The sequence below is a fragment of the Falsihalocynthiibacter arcticus genome (assembly GCF_000812665.2).
GTDB classification, from domain to species: domain Bacteria; phylum Pseudomonadota; class Alphaproteobacteria; order Rhodobacterales; family Rhodobacteraceae; genus Falsihalocynthiibacter; species Falsihalocynthiibacter arcticus.
In genome coordinates, this window is the sequence record NZ_CP014327.1 from 4024726 (window position 1) to 4045496 (window position 20771).

Below are 20771 nucleotides of genomic sequence, written 5' to 3' on the forward strand. Positions count from 1 at the left end.
ATGGATATTCTTGCCTGCATTTATAGGGGCACTGCGCGATAATTTCGGGGTGAAAGAATTTGCATCATGCGTGTATTTCTGCTTGGCTCGACCCAAAGTTCGCCCTCAAGGAGACACTATGACCGGATCCGACAGCAATCCAAATGGGGCCTATCCATTGGGGTTTGAGGGCGTACTCAGAAAAATTTCGGCCCACCGAACGCAATACTCGGACATCACTGGAATTTTGCCCTATGCGGCGGCAAATCTTCCGGAAACTGTGGCCAAAACAGTTACCGCTGGCCCCTATATTAAGCCCGAAGCGCGGGATCGGCGGCCCATTGTTGATCTATGGTCCAAACAGCTTGAGTTTAGCCAGGAGTTCGAGGGAAAATCGGAAATTTTGGTGGTCCACGGCCTCTGTATCGCGTGCTTACGGCGCGACGCCCCGCCCCCTGAAACAATCGCTTTGTTTCATATATTATGGCGGGACTATCGCCCGCTTTTGATCGCGCAGCTCAACATGCGCTGGCTCATTTCTGCCGCAACCACCTTCGGCGACCACGGCGAAAACTCCACACAAATCAAGGTCGGGAGCAATCTGGAAATGCTCTTCGGTTTGTTCAAACTGTATGAGAGCGAACGCCTCCACGCCGGATTCGCTCCCGACAAGCCACATCCCTTTCGGATGGATAAAAACCTTAAGCTTCCCCTTGGAATGTCGAAATATGCCATCGCTGGCGGTGATCTCGATCAACAATTGCTCGGCAAGCTTTACCTAAATGCCTGCGACGATCCGATCATGGAAGATTTGTGCCACACGATGCTTAATCGACTGATTTCCACTAATAAATCGATATTTTCGCGGTTTCGGATTTTACGGGATCGTCGCGCAGCGAGTCGGAAAGGCCCGAGCAATAACGAAACAATCACGGATACGTGATGTAATTATTGCACTTGTGGCATCAACCTGCCGCAAATTCGTCGCCTTCATTGACCCGCGCGCCAATCTGGTTTATTGGCAAGTGCAGTCCGCATTCTGCGGCTCTTGAACGCTGGGACGCGTTGTAGCAGGCGTCCCTCAACCTTGCGGCCCGATGCCGTAATAGATGGACATCAATGACTAAATTTAGCGATCTAAAACTCAATCCCAAAGTTCTCAAAGCTATTGAAGCTGCGGGTTACGACACGCCAACGCCGATTCAGGCAGGTGCGATTCCTCCAGCACTCGAAGGGCGTGATGTCTTGGGCATCGCCCAAACGGGCACAGGAAAAACTGCCAGCTTTACCCTGCCAATGATTACGATGCTCGCCAAAGGCCGCGCCCGTGCACGGATGCCGCGCAGCCTTGTTTTGGCCCCTACCCGCGAACTTGCCGCACAAGTTGCCGAAAACTTTGATATTTACGCCAAGGGGACAAAATTGACCAAGGCGCTGTTGATTGGTGGGGTCTCGTTCAAGGAGCAAGACCAACTGATTGACCGTGGTGTTGACGTTCTAATTGCGACACCTGGCCGTCTGCTCGACCATTTTGAGCGTGGCAAGCTATTGCTCACTGGCGTGCAAATCATGGTTGTCGACGAGGCGGACCGGATGCTTGATATGGGGTTCATCCCCGATATCGAGCGCATTTTCAGCCTTACCCCTTTTACCCGTCAAACCCTGTTTTTCTCGGCCACGATGGCGCCTGAAATTGAACGGATTACCAATACGTTCTTGTCCAACCCCGTTAAAGTCGAAGTGGCCCGTGCGGCCACGACGAGCGAAACGATTCAGCAATCCGTTGTGATGGTCAAACCAAGTCGCAAGGACCACGCCGCTAAAGAAAAACGTGATGTTTTGCGGGCTTTGATCGAGCAAGAAGGCGACGCATGTTCCAATGCCATCGTGTTCTGTAATCGCAAGGTTGATGTGGATATTGTCGCGAAATCCCTAAAGCAACACGGGTATAACGCGGAACCTATTCACGGCGATCTAGAACAAAGCAAGCGTATGGCGGTACTTTCTGGCTTCCGTGAAGGGGCAATTCGCTTCCTTTGCGCGTCAGATGTTGCCGCACGCGGACTTGATATCTCAAACGTGAGCCACGTCTTTAACTTTGACGTTCCAAGCCACGCCGAAGACTATGTGCACCGGATCGGCCGCACAGGTCGTGCAGGACGTTCCGGCAAAGCCATCACCATTTGCTCTACACAGGATGAACGCAATTTTGAAGACATCCTGCGGTTGGTAAAGATGGACGTTCCCGTTATGGAAAATCCCCTAGCTATGGCAAAACCTGTTGAAGCTGCCACCGAAAGCCCCGTTGAGGCGAAACCCGAAGCAGAGGTTTCCGAGAAACCAAAGCGGACACGTCGTCGTCGCGGTGGTGCAAAAACGGATGCAGCGGCCCCTGAGGTTGCACAAACCGTTGAGGCCGAAGCCCCCGTTGTTGTCGACAACGTCGTCGCTTTAGAGCAGCCTGCGCCCAAACCTAGACAGCCACGCGCCCCCAAAGAAGCGCCCGCCAACCACCAACAACGTGAGGGTCGCGGCCGCGACAACCGTGTTGTCGGAATGGGCGACCATCTACCGGGCTTCATTGCTATGAGCTTTGAAGAGCGCCGGACCAGTTAAGCGAAGGTCAAAAACCTAAATAAAACCAAATAAAAAAGGGCGGGCCATGCGACCGCCCTTTTTTTAACTCTTAGCCCTTAAGTTGGTCGAGAGGGGGCTAAGCCCCCATCAAACGGCTCACAACAACAGTCACTTCTGCCTTTTTGCCAACTTCGTTCTGTGTGGTCATACGTGTCGCGCGACGGATTTGCTCTTCGATTTTATCGTCGTCCAAAAGCGTTTTGTCGTCCATGCGCATCATCACCTGCGTAAGATCACCCTCAAGCACTTCAACCAATTCTGCATTGCTTGTGCCGTTGCGGGGAAGGCCCATCGTCTCGACCCATGGCTCGCCAAGCGGCGTGTCATCCTCGTCGATAATGACATTAACCATCACGTGCCCATGCAGCGCCATGCGAATGCGTTCCCGCACAACCCCGTCCATTGCGCCGATTTTCACGGAGCCATCGAGATAGGTACGGCCTGTATCAATATATTCGACAACGGAGGGACGGTTTCCAGCAAAATCGACCATCATTCCGTTCACCGCAACAAGGCTCGCAATGCCGCGCGCTTCACCAAGTTTTGCGTGTTGGCGCAAATGGCGGTGTTCACCGTGCATCGGGATCAACATTTGTGGCTTGAAAACTTCATGTGTGCGTTCAATATCTGGCCGATTGGCGTGGCCGGACACATGGTAAAGGCCATCGTCGTCGTCCACAATATCAACGCCCATTTCCGAGAACGCATTCATGATCGAGATCACGCCGCGTTCATTTCCGGGGATAGTTTTAGACGAGAACAACAACGTGTCGCCCTCTTTCATCGACATCCCGAGGTACTTTCCGCGCGAGAGTTGCGCGACGGCGGCACGGCGTTCGCCCTGTGATCCCGTGGCCAACAATAACAGGTTGTTGCGGGGAATTTCGCGGGCTTCTTCAACAGGAATAACCGTTGGGAAATCCTTGAGCAAACCGGTTTCCATACCCGCCTGCACCATGCGACGCATGGCGCGTCCCAACAGCACAACCGAACGTCCGGACCGCTGCCCTGCGAGCGCAAGCGTTTTCAAACGCGCAACGTTGCTCGCGAAAGTCGTCGCAACAACCATACCCGCGGATTCACCGATGAGGCGCTCAATTTCTGGGCCAACAGTGGCCTCGGAACGGCCCGCTTTGACGGAAAACACATTCGTTGAGTCACAGACCAGAGCTTTGACGCCAGGTTTGGCGATCTCGGCCCAGAGTTTGGGATCAAAGGCTTCGCCCAAAACAGGTGTTTCGTCGAGCTTGAAGTCGCCCGTGTGCACGATACGACCTGCAGGTGTGTCGATTACGAGGCCCGAACTTTCGGGAATCGAGTGCGCGACGGGGAAGAAGGACACCTTAAACGGCCCCGCTTCCGTGACGGCAGGATAGACCGGAACGGTGTTGACGGCGCTCGGATCCGCGCCCTGCTCTTCCATTTTGCGGCGTGCGTGGTGGGCCGTAAAGACCCGCGCATAAACAACCGGCGCACCAAGTTTGCGCCACATATGGGCGATACCGCCGATGTGGTCTTCGTGGGCGTGGGTGATGAAAACCGCCTCTAGGCGATCTTTGTTTTTCTCAAGCCACGTGATGTCGGGCATGATCAGGTCAACACCTGGGGTGCTGTCCATATCAGGGAAAGTCACGCCGAGGTCGACGAGAATAAGACGTTCGCGGCCCTTGGGGCCGTAACCGTATACATAGGCGTTCATACCGATTTCACCGGCGCCGCCAAGGGGGAGGTAGATCAGACGATCTCTGCTCATTTGGATTGGGTATCCTTGTTGTATTTGTGGATGACAGTCAAACCATGCATGGTGAGATCATCTTCGAAGTGGTCAAAGAGCGCGTGGCCCTGTTGAAATAAGGGGGCGAGTCCGCCAGTCGAGATAACTTTCATCTCACGGCCAAACTCGGCTTTAATCTGTTCGCATATCCCGTTCACCAATCCAACGTAACCCCAAAAAATGCCTGACTGCATGCAGGCAACAGTGTTTGTGCCAATAACTTTGGCGGGTTTGGTCACATCCACGTGAGGGAGGGCGGCGGCGGCTTGGGAAAGCGCCTCAAGGCTCAGGTTTACACCTGGCGAAATAACACCGCCGATATAGGCGCCATCTTGGTCAACCACATCAAAGGTGGTCGCGGTGCCAAAGTCCACGATGATCAGGTCACCGCCATAAAGGTCAAAGCCGGAAACGGTATTCACAAGCCGATCAGGTCCAACGGCGGTTCCCGCATCAACCCGCACGGCGACCGGCAGGAGGCACTCGGGTTTGCCCACCACGATCGGACGGGTGTTGAAATAACGATCCGTGAACACACGCAGGTTAAAAACCACGCGCGGCACGGTGGAGCTGATGATCACATCGGTGATCTCAACCTCAAGTTTGCGCATTTGCATGAGGGTGGCAAGCCACACGTAATATTGGTCCGCCGTGCGTTGGTGTTCTGTGGAACAGCGCCACGTCGCGAGGAATTTCTCCCCGTCCCAAATTGAAAAAACCGTATTTGTATTGCCGCAATCAATCGCAAGAAGCATTGGGCCTCCTAAAAGAATACATCAGCCGCAGGAATAGCGTGCCGCCCTGAAGAGGTCAGGAGTATAAGTTTACCATCGTCATCAATGGTTTCAAATGTGCCGAAAAGCTCGTCGTTTGTGGTGCGGGCGCGAATAGGTTCGCCCAAACGCGCGGCCCGCGCCAGCCATGCTTCGCGGGTCGGGGCAAAACCATAGGTCGTAAAGCTGTTTTCCCAGCGGGCATAGCTCACGGCGAGTAGTTCAAGGAATTCTTCAGGGGTCACACGTGCGCCCGTTTCACTCAATAGGTCGACGGGTGCGAGAGCCCCCTCCTCAACGTCGTCCTTGCTTGGAGCGGCCACAAGGTTGACGCCGATGCCGATAGAGAGCGGTGTTGTTCCATCGGGCTGGGTTGAGCTTTCAAGGAGGATACCCGCGAGCTTTCCCCCATTGAGCAAAACGTCATTCGGCCATTTGAGGGCAAAAGGTTCGGCCCGTCCGGTGCAATCAACTAGGGCGTCAAAAAGGGCGAGCGACGCCACAAAACTGCGTAAAGCCACGATTGCCGGAGGCTCGTTCGGGCGCATGGTGAGGGTGGCGGCGAAGTTGCCTTTTGGCATAGACCACGCGCGTCCGCGACGGCCCCGTGCACCGGTTTGTTCATGGGCAAGAATCCACGTGGGGGCTGCTAGTTTTGACGCAAGCCGCGCCGCCTCGTTGAGCGTGCTGTCCACACTTGCGAGGATGTGTCGGCCATAGCCCGCAGGCCAGGCCGACATGAGGGGCGCCTTACTTGACAAGAGCCGCCGCAGCCGCATTTGCGAGGGGTTCGATGCCAAAAAGATTGACCATTCCAACAACCATAATCGCGGCTGATGCCATCAACAATCCCCAGAGAACGGGCGAAGATACGCGATCAAGCGGATCTACTTCTTCGCCAAAGTACATGTAATAAACGATGCGCAGGTAATAGAACGCGCCAATCACTGAAGCGATCACACCCGCAATTGCAAGCCACGCCATGCCCGACGACACCGCCGCTTGGAGCACCGCCAGTTTACCAAAGAAACCAACCATAGGGGGGACGCCTGCGAGGCTGAACATAAGGACCAAAAGTGCAAGGGCGCGCAGTGGCTCTTGAGTGGCATATCGGTTCAGGCTTTTGATGTCCGTCACGGGTTTGCCATCGCGTTGCATCATCAGGATGAACGCGAATGTTCCGACGTTCATGGTGACATAGATGGTCATATAAATGAGCATCGCCTGAACACCTTCAACCGTTCCAGCCGCCAACCCCATAAGGGCAAAACCCATATGTGCGATGGAACTATACGCCATCAGGCGTTTGATGTTGGTTTGACCAATCGCGGCAATCGCGCCGAGGAACATGGAAAGCACCGAGATCAACGCGATGATCTGGCTCCAATCGCCGATGGTATTGCCAAAAGCATCAAAAACCACGCGGGCAAACAAGCCCATTGCCGCCACTTTGGGCGCCGTGGCAAAAAACGCAGTAACAGGAGTGGGCGAACCTTCATAGACATCAGGGGTCCACATGTGGAACGGCACTGCCGAAACTTTGAACGCCAAACCAGACACGATAAACACGAGACCAATAAGCATGCCAATCGGCAAATGTTCGCCCTGAACTGACGCGAGAATGTCGGAGAAAACTGTTGTCCCAGAGAAGCCGTAAACGAGGGACGAGCCATACAGCAGCAAACCCGAGGAGAGCGCGCCAAGCACGAAATACTTCAAGCCAGCTTCGGTGGACTTAACCGAGTCACGGCGCAGCGAAGCCACGACATAAAGCGACAGCGATTGTAGCTCGAGACCGATATAAAGCGCCATCAGATCGCCCGCGGACACCATCATCATCATGCCCACAGTCGCAAGCGCAATCAAAACTGGATACTCAAAGCGCAGCAGGTCGTTTTTGGTCATGTAGCCCTGCCCCATCACCAAGATGGCAGCGGCGGACCACAGGATCACAACCTTTGCATAGCGCGAGAATGCGTCATCAATAAAGGCTTCGTTGAAGGCCGTGCTTGCCCCCTCGCCCGCGGAAAAAATCCAGAGGCCAAGAACCACCATAACAATGGCCGCCGCCCAAAGGATAGAGGGGCCGGCCTCGTCTTTTTTGGTGAAGACGCCAAACATCAGCGCCCCCATGGCAAAAACGGCCAAGACGATCTCTGGGAGAACTACGGAGATATCTGCAGAAAGCATCGGACCCACCTTTAGTGTGTAACTGCTGCGCCAGCTTCCGCCAAAGCAGGCAGAGCAGCGTGGTAATTGGTGACAAGCGCCTCAACGGAGGGGCCAATAAGATCGGTAACGAGGCTTGGGTAAACCCCGAGCAAGATCGTCATGGCAACCAGTGGGGCAAAGATCGTTTTTTCTAGGCGCGTCATGTCCGTGATAGACTTGAGGCTCTCCTTGAGCAACTCGCCCATAACGACCCGACGATAAAGCCACAAAGCGTAGGCCGCCGAGAAGATCACGCCAGAAGCCGCAATCATAGCCGCCCAAGTGTTGACTTGGAACACGCCGACAAGCACGAGGAATTCCCCGATAAAGCCAGACGTCCCTGGAAGGCCAACGTTCGCCATCGTGAAGAACATGAAGATCAACGCATAGGCTGGCATCCGGTTCACAAGTCCACCGTATGCCGCGATATCACGTGTGTGCATGCGGTCATAAATCACGCCCACACAGAGGAAGAGCGCGCCAGAGATAAAGCCGTGCGAGATCATTTGGAAGATCGCGCCGTCAATGCCCTGTTGGTTCGCCGCAAAAATCCCCATCGTCACATACCCCATGTGCGCAACCGAGGAATAGGCAATCAGCTTCTTCATGTCGGTTTGAACGAGGGCCACGAGGCTCGTGTAGACAATCGCGATGGCAGAAAGCGTAAAGACAAAATTTGTCATATGCTCGGCACCAACAGGGAACATCGGAAGGCTAAACCGCAGGAAGCCATAGCCGCCCATTTTCAGCAGGATCGCCGCCAGAACAACAGAACCCGCAGTCGGCGCTTGAACGTGTGCGTCAGGAAGCCAAGTGTGCACAGGCCACATCGGCATTTTCACCGCGAAACTGGCAAAGAAGGCAAGGAACAGAAGCGTTTGCATGCCGCCGACAATGCTAAACCCGAGAACTTGGATGGTTTCAGACGCGAAATCATGGGTCAGAAGCTGCACGATATCCGTTGTGCCAGCATCCAGATACATGGCGATCATCGCGACCAGCATGAGAACAGACCCAAAGAACGTATAGAGGAAGAATTTGAACGCCGCATAAATGCGATCCTTGCCACCCCAAATCCCCACGATGAGGAACATCGGGATAAGACCCGCCTCAAAGAAGACGTAGAACAGGATCAGGTCAAGCGCCATGAACACACCGAGCATCAGCGTTTCAAGGAGCAAGAAAGCGATCATATAGTCTTTAACTTTAGTGGTTACACTCCAGCAGGACAGGATCACCAAAGGCATCAGGAACGTGGTCAGCATCACAAAGAGAAGCGAAATGCCATCCACACCCATTTTATAGGATAGGCCCATAATCCATTGAGATTCTTCAACGAATTGGAAACCTGTGTTTGAAGCATCAAATCCAGTCAGGACACCGAGGGACAACAGGAACGTCGCAGTGGTTGTGGCCAGCGCCACCAATTTCGCATTGCGTTGGGCAAAGGCGTCGTCACCCCGAAGGAACAGCGCCAAAACGAGCGCGCCCAAAAGCGGAACAAAAGTGACGATGGAAAGAAGGTTTTCCATAATTATTCAGCCCCTCCGCTGATTGTCATCCAAGTGATTAACACCACCAAACCGAGCACCATAGCCAGCGCGTAGTGGAACAGGTAACCCGACTGGGCGCGCCCTGCGAGGCGGGTAAAGAAGGGGATGATCCCCATGGCGAGTCCGTTAAGACCCCCGTCGATAATTTTCATATCGCCCACCTTCCAGAAGAAACGGCCTATTGCTTTGCTGCTGCGCACAAAGAGCACGTCGTATATTTCGTCAAAGTACCATTTGTTAAGCAGGAACAGATAGATAGGCTGGTTTGTCTTTGCCAAACTAACTGGAAGCTTCGGATTTACGATATAGAACAGATACGCCAATCCAAGGCCGAGCATCATCGCGATGAAGGGCGAAACTTTGACCCATTTAGGCGCGTGGTGTGCGTTGTCCACCACATGATTGTCGGGGCTAACGTAAAGTGCGCCCTGCCCTTTGGTCCAACCTGCCGCAACAACATGTTCAGCTTCAGGAGCAGCCTCGGTTGCGGGTTCTGCATGTGTATCCGCTTCTTCTGCGTGGCCCTCAGTTGCCACAACTTCATGCGTTGGCACACCCCAGAACTTATTGACCTGATCGTGGTCGCCAAAGAAGCTACCAAACCAAATCATCCCCGAGAACACCGCCCCAAGAGCGAGTACACCGAGTGGAATCAACATCACCATCGGGCTTTCATGCGCATGCTCATGCGTGTGCTTGTCGCCACGCGCTTCGCCAAAGAAAGTCATGAACATCAAACGCCAGCTGTAGAAACTTGTCATAAAGGCCGCAATTACCAGCATCCAGAAGGCATACATGCCGACGCCATTTTGCGCGCCCCATGCGCTTTCAATAATCGCATCCTTGGACAGGAACCCAGCGAAACCGATAGTAGTAAGGGGAACGCCGACACCGGTAATGGCCAGAGTGCCGATCAACATCGCGTAATAGGTCATCGGGATCTTCTTACGAAGACCGCCAAAATTGCGCATGTCTTGTTCGTGGTGCATCGCGTGGATCACAGAGCCAGCGCCAAGGAACAACATCGCTTTAAAGAACGCGTGTGTAAACAAGTGGAACATCGCCGCCGAGTAAGCGCCAACACCCGCCGCCACAAACATATAGCCAAGCTGCGAACAGGTGGAATAAGCGATAACGCGTTTGATGTCGTTCTGCACAAGACCAACGGTCGCCGCAAAGAACGCCGTGGTTGCCCCAATGATAACGATAAATGTGGTGGCGTCTGGTGCAAATTCCATCAACGGGGACATGCGACACACAAGGAAAACACCGGCAGTAACCATCGTCGCCGCGTGGATCAGCGCCGAAACAGGTGTTGGACCTTCCATCGCGTCGGGAAGCCATGTGTGCAGGAACAACTGGGCCGATTTACCCATCGCACCAATGAACAAGAGGAACGCCAACAGGTTGGCCGCATTCCACTCGGTCCAGAGGAAATGAAGTTGCGTCTCAGCAAGCTTAGGCGCCGCCGTGAAGATTTCGTCAAACGAGATACTATCTGTCAGATAGAACAGACCGAAAATCCCGAGCAGGAAGCCAAAGTCCCCGACACGGTTGACGATAAAGGCTTTCATCGCCGCCGCATTTGCCGAAGGCTTGCGGTAGTAGAAACCAATCAGCAAATAGGAGGCAACCCCAACGCCTTCCCAACCAAAGAACATTTGGAGAAGGTTATTGGCTGTCACCAACATGAGCATGGTGAAGGTAAAGAAGCTCAAATAGGCAAAGAAGCGTGGCTTGTAGCTTTCGCCAACTTTCCATGCCGGATCATTGTCCATATAGCCAATGGAATAAAGGTGAACGACGCTCGAAACCGTTGTCACAACGATCAACATCAACGCGGTGAGGCGATCCAAGCGAATGGCCCACGCCACATCAAGGCTGCCAGACTGAACCCAGTCGAGAATGTGGATATAGCGCGTTTCGCCATCAAACGTGAAGAAAATGATCCAGCTGAGGAAGGCCGCAAGAAACAACAGACCCGTTGTCAAATATTGCGCGCCCTTCTCGCCGATATAACGCCAGCCAAAACCCGCGATAAGCGCGCTGACGAGCGGTGCAAAAAGAATGATTTTTTCCATGATGCGCTAGCCCTTCATCACGTTGACATCTTCGACCGCGATCGTGCCGCGGTTGCGGAAGAAGCAGACAAGGATCGCAAGGCCAATCGCGGCCTCAGCGGCGGCAACCGTCAGGACAAACAGCGTAAACACCTGCCCGACAAGATCGCCCAAATAACTTGAGAACGCGACAAAGTTGATATTGACCGCAAGCAGCATAAGCTCAATCGACATCAAAATGACGATGACGTTCTTGCGATTCAGGAAAAGCCCGAAAATACCGATGACGAATAACGCCGCCGCCACCGCGAGATAATGTTCAAGTCCGACCATATTTCAGTCCTCGTCTTTCTCGTTCTTCTTGCGATACCAACGCACCGCCAGTCCAAAGGCAATCATCGCAACACCGATAACCAGCCATAAATTCACAGCAAACCCTGCCCCGGTTTCACGTCGACAACTTTCATTGCCTTCGCCGGATCACGATGCATCTGTTCCAACACGTTTTGGCGTTTCACATCCGGACGATGACGCATCGTCAGCACAATCGCGCCAATCATCGCCACCAGCAAAATCAGACCCGAGGCCTGAAACAGGTAGATGTAATCGTCATAGATAAGTTGCCCCAATGCGGCCGTATTTTGCACGTCACTTGGGTTGGGCGTCACGGCAGCGCGCGCGGCTTCAGCGGTGTCCGCTGCATTCCAAACGCCAATCGCAAGTCCGAGTTCCATCAACAAAACAACGCCAATCAGCAAAGCAAACGGCACAAACTTGGCCATCCCCCCCCGCAACTCAGCAAAGTCCACATCAAGCATCATCACCACAAACAGGAACAGCACGGCCACCGCGCCAACGTAAACGATCACCAGAAGCATCGCCACGAATTCCGCACCGAGGATCACAAAAAGTCCTGCCGTCGACAGGAACGCAAGGATCAGCCAAAGCACCGAGTGCACAGGGTTGCGCGACACAACCACAAACAGCCCCGCCGCAACAGTTGTTATGGCAAAGACATAAAAGGCGAAATCAACAATGCCCATTTTACTGTCCTTCTTCCTGTCCCCATTCGGGACTTTGATGTGCCCTCAAGGGGCGGTGTCGTGGGACGGCCTACCGGTAAGGCGCGTCAATTTCGAGGTTGCGAGCAATTTCTGCTTCCCAACGGTCCCCATTCGCGAGCAGTTTTTCTTTGTCGTAAAACAGCTCTTCGCGGGTTTCGGTCGAGAATTCAAAATTCGGCCCTTCAACAACCGCATCCACGGGGCACGCCTCTTGGCAGAAGCCGCAATAGATGCATTTGGTCATATCGATGTCATAGCGCGTGGTGCGGCGGCTGCCGTCCTCGCGTGGTTCGGCGTCGATGGTGATCGCTTGCGCGGGACAGACCGCCTCGCATAATTTACACGCGATGCAGCGCTCTTCGCCATTGGGATAGCGGCGCAAAACATGCTCGCCACGGAAACGCGGGCTCAAGGGGCCCTTCTCGTGCGGGTAGTTCAACGTCGCTTTGGGCGCGAAAAAGTATTTCAGGCCAAGGGCCATCCCCTTGGCGAAATCCGCCAAGAAGAAATATTTGACCGCGCGGGTATAATCCATAGCCATCGACTTAGCCCCCTACTGCCCAGCGGGCATACGCGCCGCCAAAGGCTCCAAATTGTGCCAAGAAGGCAACGATTACGACCCAAGCGAGCGACATGGGAAGGAACACTTTCCAGCCAATGCGCATCAATTGGTCATAGCGGTAACGTGGCGTGATCGCCTTCACCATCGCGAAGAGGAAGAAGAAGAACGCCATTTTGCCAACCATCCAAAGCACGCCATCAGGGATACCAGGGATCGGGGACAACCAGCCGCCAAAGAACAACAGAGTAATCAGCGCGCACATCAAGAAGATCGCGATGTATTCACCCGCCATAAACAAAAGGAACGGTGTCGCGGAATATTCCACTTGATAGCCAGCAACCAGTTCGGATTCCGCTTCCGGAAGGTCGAACGGTGGGCGGTTGGTTTCCGCCAAGGCACTGATGAAGAACAAAAAGACCATCGGGAAGTGTGGCAACCAATACCAGTTGAACAACCCAAGATCGCCGGATTGCGCATTCACGATATCGCTAAAGTTCAAGCTACCGGTCGAGATGATGATGGACATGATGATCAGGCCAAGCGAGACCTCATAGGAAATCATCTGGGCCGCAGACCGCAAACTGCCCAAGAACGGGTATTTGGAGTTCGACGCCCAGCCACCCATGATCACGCCGTAAACCTCAAGCGAGGAGACCGCGAACACAAACAACACCGCGACGTTGATATTAGAAAGCACCCAACCGTCGTTGAACGGGATCACCGCCCAAGCCACCATCGCCAAAACAAAGCTGGTTAGGGGCGCGAGGAAGAAGACCGTTTTATCAGCACCCGCAGGCACAACAACCTCTTTGACCACGTATTTCAACGCATCGGCCACCGATTGCAAAAGGCCAAACGCCCCCACAACATTGGGACCGCGACGCATCTGCACCGCCGCCCAAATTTTCCGGTCGCCATAGACCAAAAACAGCAAGGAAATCATCACGAAAGCCAATACGCCAAGGCATTGTGCTATGATGAGGAGGAAAGTCCCCCAAGGGGTTGATAGAAATTCAGCCATAGATCCTCACACCGTCGGTATCCCAGTTTCTTTGCAGTCCGCAACGACGACTTCTGCGTCGATCGTAATCAGACCATCGGGTAACGCGTTTGAGATGGTGTAAACAGCATCCCCACGCCAAATGCCACCCTCTTCGTTCACGTTTGTGCGCACATGTCGCGCAAAACCATATCCACGGATCACTGCATACTGCGCCGCAGCACATTTTCCATAATCCGCAACGTCTTGGTTGTCGCGCGCGCCTTCCATTTCCACAATAAAGCTCACCAAATCCCCGTCCAAAAGGCGGGTTTCGATGCCATTATATGTGGGCGTGAAAGGCAATTCCGCACGCGGTACGTCATTTCCCTCACACCCCGCCAAAACACCGCCCGCAAGAGCAAGGGTCAAGGCCGTTTTATGTGTGAAGAAACCCGTCATTATTCCGCAGCCACCGCGGTTGCATTGCGGGCTTTTGCATTTGCCGAAAGTTCGGCCATCAACTGGCTGGCGCGGGCAATCGGATTGGTCAGGTAGAAATCCTTCACCGCATTGCGCAGATCCGCCTTCGCAGGTTTGCGCAGCGGCACGCGTTTCCACGCATTTTCCGCAACCACGTCGATATCCCCAAGATGCGGCACGTCCGCAATCAAAGCGGTCCGCAACGCTGCAAGGCTATCATAGGGCAATGTTGCGCCCAATTCCGCCGACAAAGCCCGCAAGATCGCCCAGTTTTCTTTGGCTTCCCCCGGTGCAAATCCGGCGCGATGGGCCAATTGTGGACGTCCCTCGGTGTTCACAAACAGGCCGCCCTCTTCCGTATAGGCCGCACTTGGCAGGATCACATCGGCGCGGTGTGCGCCGCGATCGCCGTGCGAACCTTGGTAGATAACAAAGGCCCCTTTTGCGATTTCAACTTCGTCGGCGCCCAAATTATAAACAGCTTCCGCCCCATCAAGCGCCGCCGTCAGGCCGCCGTCCGTCACGGCCCCCACGTCCATCGCACCTACACGCGCGGCAGCGGTGTGAAGTACCATGAACTTGCTTTCGGTGGCTTCGGCAAATTTCATCGCTTGGGAAAGAACCGCTTCGCCATCCGCTTCCTGCAACGCGCCTTGGCCGATAACCACAATCGATTTGCGGCTCAAAGCGTCGGCATGATCGCCTTCGTTGAGTTTGACCAAATCCGCACGGCTGGTGCCGAGGTGGAAGTATTCATACGTCAGATCAACCGCTTCGCCAATGACGCCGACTTTGGCCCCTGCGGTCCAAGCCTTGCGAATACGTGCGTTCAAAACTGGCGACTCAACACGAGGGTTGGTGCCGATCAACATGATCGCCTCGGCTGTATCCAAGTCCTCGATCGTCGCCGTTCCCACATAACCCGCGCGATTACCCTCTGGCAATTTCGCGTTATCCGTGCGGCATTCCATGTTGCCACCAAGGCCGTCGACGATACTCTTAAGCGCGTAAACCGCTTCCACAGGCGCAAGATCACCCACGATACCGGCAACTTTTTTGCCTTTAAGACCAGCCGCGGCGGCCGCAAGGGCCTCGCCCCAACTGGCTTTACGCAACTTGCCGTTTTCACGAATATAGGGCGTATCAAGGCGTTGACGACGCAAACCATCCCACACAAAACGGGTTTTGTCGGAAATCCACTCTTCATTCACGCCATCATGGTTGCGTGGCAAAATGCGCATCACTTCGCGGCCTTTTGTGTCCACGCGGATGTTGCTACCAAGCGCGTCCATCACGTCGATGGTCTCGGTTTTGGTCAACTCCCAAGGCCGCGCGGTAAAGGCATAGGGCTTGGAGGTCAGCGCGCCAACAGGGCACAAATCAATGATGTTGCCTTGCAGGTTGCTGTCGAGGGTTTCGTTCAAATAGCTTGTGATTTCAGCATCTTCGCCACGGCCCGTTTGGCCCATCTGCGAGATACCCGCGACTTCGGATGTGAAGCGCACACAGCGCGTGCAGGAAATACAACGGGTCATTGTGGTCGCCACAAGCGGCCCCAAGTCCAAGTCATCCGAGGCGCGTTTTGGTTCGTTATAGCGGTTTTGCGAAATGCCATAGGCCATCGCTTGGTCTTGCAAATCGCACTCACCGCCTTGGTCGCAAATCGGGCAATCCAGCGGGTGGTTGATCAGCATGAATTCCATCACACCTTCGCGGGCCTTTTTGACCATCGGCGAGTTGGTGCGCACAACGGGCGGTTGGCCTTCTGGACCGGGGCGCAAATCTTTAACCTGCATCGCACAAGAGGCCGTTGGTTTGGGCGGACCGCCCACAACTTCCACCAGACACATGCGACAGTTGCCCGCAATCGTCAGGCGCTCGTGATAGCAAAAACGCGGAATTTCCACGCCAGCTTGTTCGCACGCCTGAATGAGCGTCATCGCGGGATCGACTTCAACTTCTGTTTCGTCGATGATGATTTTGCGTAGGTCTGTCATGCTCTTTACTCCGCCGCCACGGCGCTGACGCGACCGGTTCTTTTATGCTTAATGCGGTCTTCGATCTCGTCGCGGAAGTGGCGCACCAAGCCTTGAATGGGCCAAGCGGCCGCATCGCCGAGCGCACAAATCGTGTGGCCCTCAACTTGTTTTGTCACATCAAGCAACATATCGATTTCTTCAATTTCAGCGGTGCCTTTAACCAAACGATCCATCACACGCATCATCCAGCCCGTGCCTTCACGACAAGGCGTACATTGGCCACAACTCTCGTGTTTGTAGAATTTGCTCAACCGCCAGATCGCTTTGATCACGTCGGTATCTTGGTCCATCACGATGACGGCCGCCGTTCCCAAACCAGACCGTTGCTCACGCAGCCAGTCAAAATCCATCAAGGCTTCACCGGCAACATCTTTTGGCAACAGTGGAACCGAAGAACCGCCCGGAATAACCGCCTTAAGATTGTCCCAACCACCGCGCACACCGCCGCAATGTTTTTCGAGCAATTCGCGCAGCGGGATAGACATTTCTTCCTCAACCACACAGGGGTTATTCACGTGGCCCGAAATGCCAAACAATTTCGTCCCCGAATTATTCGGGCGACCCATTGAGCTAAACCAATCCGCACCGCGACGTAGGATCGTCGGGATAACCGCAATCGACTCCACGTTGTTCACCGTTGTTGGGCACCCATAAAGACCCGCGCCCGCTGGGAACGGTGGCTTCATCCGTGGCATGCCTTTTTTGCCCTCAAGACTTTCGAGCAATGCAGTTTCTTCGCCGCAAATATACGCCCCTGCCCCGTGGTGCAAATACAGGTCAAAATCCCAACCGGATTTCGCCGCATTTTTGCCTAGCAGGCCCGCGTCATAACATTCATCAATCGCGCTTTGCAGTGCTTCACGCTCACGGATAAATTCGCCGCGGATATAGATGTAGCACGCGTGGGCCCCCATTGCGAAGGAGGCGAGCAGCGCTCCTTCGATCAATGTGTGCGGATCATGGCGCATGATCTCGCGGTCCTTACAGGTTCCGGGCTCGGATTCATCGGCGTTGATCACCAGATAGCTAGGGCGACCATCGCTCTCTTTAGGCATGAATGACCACTTAAGACCCGTCGGGAAGCCCGCGCCACCACGCCCCCGAAGGCCAGAGGCTTTGGCTTCAGTCACAACCCAATCGCGGCCCTTTTTGATGATACCCGCCGTGCCATCCCAATGGCCGCGCGCTTTCGCGCCCGCAAGGCTGCGATCGTGCATGCCGTATAGGTTGGTAAAGATCCGATCTTGATCCTTGAGCATCCGCATCATCCTTCAATTGCTGTAAAGTCACAGCCGTTATTAACCCTGGCGCGCGCGCCAAATTTGTAGTCCAACAACCAGCCCCCAAAAGAAGCCCGCCATCGCGAAGAGATCAATCAGCAAACGCGTGCTTTGCGTCCAGCCGAGTTTTGTTCCCAACGCTTGCCCCACAACCCAGAAAATTCCCGAACCCGCAATCACCAGCGCCAAGAGACGCGATTTTGCCTGAGAGGAACCCTCTGAATTTGGGGCCTTTTTTACCATTCCTTACGCCTTTTTACCGCGTGTAGAAAATTCCGTTTCCCCGCCGTCCGCGAGGATTTTTGCTTGTTCGATCCAACCGTCGCGCTCAATACGCCCTTTGAACCGGAGCCGCGCATCGACCCATTCAATTTCTGCATCACTCCACTTAGCGACTTGATCGTAATGAAAAAATCCAAGCTCGTTCAGCGTTTGCTCAAGCTTTGGCCCAACCCCTTTGAGCAGTTTCAAATCATCTGCTCCTGCCTTGCGGGGCGCCTTCATCGTGCGCGGTTTTGTCTCCGACACGTTTTCAGGCACGACTGTTTTTTGGGCCGCAGGAGTAGCCTTGGCTTTAGGTGCTTTTGGAGTAGGCTTCTCAACGTCGCCTTTCAACGTGGCCTTACTCGTCGCAAGCTTTTCTTCACGCACCAAAGGCGATGGCTTCACGTCAAGTTCCACAACAACCGGCGCTTCCGACGCCGTTGGCGCTTCAGAAACGGGTTGCGGTGTCACGACAGGTTTTGCCGTCGCTGTTTGAGTTGGTGCTTCAGACGCCGAACACAAAAACTTGCCCAAAAGCCAGCCCGCCACAAAAAACACGACGATCCCAACCAGCATCGAGATAAACGCGCCATGCTCTAGTTTCGACAGTGCAACCATAAAGGCGGCAAAACCGAGAACCACGGCAATCATCCAACAGAGATTGGGACAACTAAACAGGCTCTCTTTGTTTCGATCAGACATAAAACTCTCCCCTAGAATTGACTACAGAACACTTCAAACAACCATACCCTCCCCGCGCACCGCCCCGAAGGGCCATGTTGGAAAGGTTTGAATATGCAGTCGTTTTTGTCATTTAATGTCTCTTACCTCAGGAAGGTTTCGAAAGTTCTATTTCTTGTCCGCGGCTGCAGCCAAAGTTTTCGCCTGCTCTATCCAGCCATCCCGTTCGATACGCCCTTTAAATTTCAGACGCGCATCAACCCATGACACTTCTTCTGCGCCCCATTTTGCGATTTGGTCAAAGTGGAAAAACCCCAGCTCATTGAGCGTGGTTTCCAGCTTCGGTCCCACACCACTGAGCAGTTTCAAATCATCCGCACCTGCTTTGCGCGGCGCGGTCATGGTGCGCGGTTTTTTCTCAGCGACAACAGTGGATTCAGCTTCGGCCTTCTTTGGCGCAGGTGCCACTTTGGGCGCCTCTGCTTTCTTGGCGGCAGGCTTCTTCGCCGTCGTGGATTTACCCAACCAAGGTGTGAGCAACGGCACTTCGGTTCCGTCGATCCGCTTAATGGTATCGCCATGATCCACAGCAAGCTGCGCGCTGGCGTTATACTGTGTTTTGCCGCTGTCATATTCCGTCAACGAGGTCAAACCGGACAAAGGCTCGGCCGCATAACGGCCATTCTGTGGACCGGGAACAGGGATTTTACCCGCCGCAAAGTCCGCCATCAACGCGCGGAATTTATCCGCCGTCAGGTCCTCGTAATAATCCTTGCCGATTTGGGCCATCGGCGCATTCGCGCAGGCACCAAGGCACTCAACTTCTTCCCATGAAAACTTGCCATCTTCTGAGAGCGCATGCGGTTTCTCACTGATAAGTTCCTTGCAAACAGCAACCAAATCTTCGGCGCCGCAAATCATGCAAGACGTGGTGCCACAAATCTGGATATGCGCCAAAGAGCCAACAGGCTGGAGCTGGAACATAAAGTAAAACGACGCCACTTCGAGGCCGCGAATATACGCAAGGCCAAGCATATCCGAGACATATTCAATCGCCGGACGGGTGATCCAGCCTTCTTGCTCTTGGGCACGCCACAAGATTGGAATGATCGCCGACGCCTGACGGCCCTCGGGGAATTTGGTCATCTGTGCTTCGGCCCAAATCTGATTTTCAGGGGTAAAGGCAAAGCTCTCGGGTTGGATTTTATGTAGACGGCGAAGCATTAGCGGTCGATCTCCCCGAACACGACGTCCATCGTGCCGATAATTGCGGCCACATCGGCCAGTTGATGGCCCGTGGCCACATAGTCCATAGCTTGCAGGTGCAAAAAGCCCGGTGCGCGGATTTTGGCGCGATAGGGTTTGTTGCTGCCATCGGCCACAAGGAACACGCCGAATTCGCCTTTTGGCGCTTCAACACAGGCATAGATTTCGCCCGCAGGAACGTGGAACCCTTCGGTATAAAGTTTAAAGTGGTGAATGAGCGCCTCCATCGAGGTCTTCATATCGCCGCGTTTTGGTGGCGTGATTTTGCCACGTGCGAGCACATCACCCGGCTCATTACGCAGCTTTTCACAAGCTTGGCGAATGATTTTAATGCTTTCGCGCATTTCCTGCATCCGGCACAAATACCGATCATAGCAATCGCCGTTTTTGCCGACCGGAATGTCAAACTCAAACTCGTCGTAACATTCATAGGGTTGGCTGCGGCGCAAATCCCACGCCATGCCAGACCCGCGTACCATCACCCCAGAGAAGCCCCAATCAAGGGCGTCCTGCTGGGAGATAACACCGATATCAACGTTGCGCTGTTTAAACACACGGTTTTCCGTCAGCAATCCATCAATATCCGCAAGGACTTGCGGGAAAGTATGCGTCCATGCATCGATGTCTTCAATGAGGTCAGGGGGCAAATCCACGTGTACGCCACCGGGGCGGAAATAGGCCGCGTGCAGGCGTGCGCCACAGGCCCGTTCGTAAAAAACCATCAGCTTTTCGCGCTCTTCAAACCCCCAAAGTGGCGGCGTAAGGGCGCCAACGTCCATCGCCTGTGTTGTGGTGTTCAACAGGTGGCTAAGGATACGGCCAATTTCGGAATAGAGCACACGGATCAGGCTGGCGCGACGCGGCACAACCGTGCCCGTCAGCTTCTCAATCGCCAAACACCATGCGTGTTCTTGGTTCATCGGCGCCACATAATCCAACCGGTCGAAATACGGCAGATTTTGCAGATAGGTGCGGCTTTCCATCAGCTTTTCGGTGCCACGATGCAGCAAGCCAATATGGGGATCACAGCGCTCAACAATCTCGCCGTCAAGCTCCAGAACAAGACGCAACACGCCGTGAGCCGCAGGGTGCTGGGGCCCAAAGTTGATGTTGAAGTTGCGGATTTTCTGTTCGCCCGTAAGCGCGTCTTCGAAATTTCCGTCCAT

At 54.3% G+C, this 20771-nt stretch carries 20 protein-coding genes; 2 read left to right on the forward strand and 18 right to left on the reverse strand.

Annotated features, from left to right (window positions below; genetic code table 11):
* Positions 1–118 precede the first annotated feature (118 nt).
* A complete protein-coding gene (locus tag RC74_RS19820; RefSeq protein WP_052274623.1) occupies positions 119–922 on the forward strand; it encodes a hypothetical protein in 804 nt (267 codons plus the stop codon).
* A gap of 176 nt (positions 923–1098) precedes the next feature.
* A complete protein-coding gene (locus tag RC74_RS19825; RefSeq protein WP_039000525.1) occupies positions 1099–2595 on the forward strand; it encodes a DEAD/DEAH box helicase in 1497 nt (498 codons plus the stop codon).
* A 97-nt stretch (positions 2596–2692) separates the two neighbouring features.
* Here the strand turns inward: RC74_RS19825 and RC74_RS19830 are convergent, their stop codons facing one another.
* The 18 genes from RC74_RS19830 to RC74_RS19910 form a co-directional block, all read right to left on the reverse strand.
* Entirely contained in the window at positions 2693–4369 is a 1677-nt protein-coding gene (locus RC74_RS19830) for a ribonuclease J (RefSeq protein ID WP_039000526.1), read from the reverse strand.
* Complete coding sequence (locus RC74_RS19835; RefSeq protein WP_039000527.1) at positions 4366–5145, reverse strand: type III pantothenate kinase; 780 nt, start codon at positions 5143–5145, stop codon at positions 4366–4368. Before RC74_RS19835 ends, RC74_RS19830 begins: the two co-directional genes overlap by 4 nt.
* An 8-nt stretch (positions 5146–5153) precedes the next feature.
* Positions 5154–5903: a biotin--[acetyl-CoA-carboxylase] ligase gene (locus RC74_RS19840; RefSeq protein WP_039000528.1), complete on the reverse strand. Its 750-nt coding sequence runs from the start codon at positions 5901–5903 to the stop codon at positions 5154–5156.
* Between the two features lie 10 nt (positions 5904–5913).
* Complete coding sequence (gene nuoN / locus RC74_RS19845; protein WP_039000530.1) at positions 5914–7353, reverse strand: NADH-quinone oxidoreductase subunit NuoN; 1440 nt, start codon at positions 7351–7353, stop codon at positions 5914–5916.
* Positions 7354–7364: 11 nt separating this feature from the next.
* On the reverse strand, positions 7365–8906 hold the full coding sequence (locus RC74_RS19850; RefSeq protein ID WP_039000531.1) for an NADH-quinone oxidoreductase subunit M: 1542 nt from the start codon (positions 8904–8906) through the stop codon (positions 7365–7367).
* A 2-nt stretch (positions 8907–8908) separates the two neighbouring features.
* The gene (nuoL, locus tag RC74_RS19855) at positions 8909–11008 is read right to left on the reverse strand and encodes an NADH-quinone oxidoreductase subunit L (protein ID WP_039000532.1); all 2100 of its coding nucleotides are present in this window, start codon (positions 11006–11008) and stop codon (positions 8909–8911) included.
* Positions 11009–11014: 6 nt separating this feature from the next.
* Entirely contained in the window at positions 11015–11320 is a 306-nt protein-coding gene (gene nuoK / locus RC74_RS19860; RefSeq protein ID WP_039000533.1) for an NADH-quinone oxidoreductase subunit NuoK, read from the reverse strand.
* Positions 11321–11323: 3 nt separating this feature from the next.
* Entirely contained in the window at positions 11324–11416 is a 93-nt protein-coding gene (locus RC74_RS22400) for an LPXTG cell wall anchor domain-containing protein (protein ID WP_156477532.1), read from the reverse strand.
* Entirely contained in the window at positions 11413–12030 is a 618-nt protein-coding gene (locus RC74_RS19865) for an NADH-quinone oxidoreductase subunit J (protein ID WP_039000535.1), read from the reverse strand. The genes RC74_RS22400 and RC74_RS19865 overlap by 4 nt, the downstream gene beginning before the upstream one ends.
* A gap of 70 nt (positions 12031–12100) precedes the next feature.
* Positions 12101–12592, reverse strand: a complete 492-nt coding sequence (gene nuoI, locus RC74_RS19870; protein WP_039000536.1) for an NADH-quinone oxidoreductase subunit NuoI — start codon at positions 12590–12592, stop codon at positions 12101–12103.
* 4 nt (positions 12593–12596) lie between these two features.
* A complete protein-coding gene (gene nuoH / locus RC74_RS19875; protein ID WP_039000537.1) occupies positions 12597–13634 on the reverse strand; it encodes an NADH-quinone oxidoreductase subunit NuoH in 1038 nt (345 codons plus the stop codon).
* 6 nt (positions 13635–13640) lie between these two features.
* Positions 13641–14054 (reverse strand): hypothetical protein, encoded by a 414-nt coding sequence (locus RC74_RS19880; protein WP_179946747.1) that lies wholly within the window; start codon positions 14052–14054, stop codon positions 13641–13643.
* Complete coding sequence (gene nuoG, locus RC74_RS19885; protein ID WP_039000538.1) at positions 14054–16072, reverse strand: NADH-quinone oxidoreductase subunit NuoG; 2019 nt, start codon at positions 16070–16072, stop codon at positions 14054–14056. The genes RC74_RS19880 and nuoG overlap by 1 nt, the downstream gene beginning before the upstream one ends.
* 5 nt (positions 16073–16077) lie before the next feature.
* Complete coding sequence (nuoF, locus tag RC74_RS19890) at positions 16078–17373, reverse strand: NADH-quinone oxidoreductase subunit NuoF (protein ID WP_039000574.1); 1296 nt, start codon at positions 17371–17373, stop codon at positions 16078–16080.
* A gap of 39 nt (positions 17374–17412) precedes the next feature.
* Complete coding sequence (locus RC74_RS19895; protein ID WP_039000540.1) at positions 17413–17637, reverse strand: DUF5337 domain-containing protein; 225 nt, start codon at positions 17635–17637, stop codon at positions 17413–17415.
* A gap of 3 nt (positions 17638–17640) precedes the next feature.
* Positions 17641–18360 carry a hypothetical protein gene (locus RC74_RS23235; RefSeq protein ID WP_052274624.1) on the reverse strand — a complete coding sequence of 240 codons (720 nt, stop codon included), beginning with the start codon at positions 18358–18360 and terminating at the stop codon, positions 17641–17643.
* Positions 18361–18507: 147 nt separating this feature from the next.
* On the reverse strand, positions 18508–19563 hold the full coding sequence (nuoE, locus tag RC74_RS19905) for an NADH-quinone oxidoreductase subunit NuoE (RefSeq protein ID WP_039000541.1): 1056 nt from the start codon (positions 19561–19563) through the stop codon (positions 18508–18510).
* Positions 19563–20771 (reverse strand): NADH-quinone oxidoreductase subunit D, encoded by a 1209-nt coding sequence (locus tag RC74_RS19910; RefSeq protein ID WP_039000543.1) that lies wholly within the window; start codon positions 20769–20771, stop codon positions 19563–19565. Before RC74_RS19910 ends, nuoE begins: the two co-directional genes overlap by 1 nt.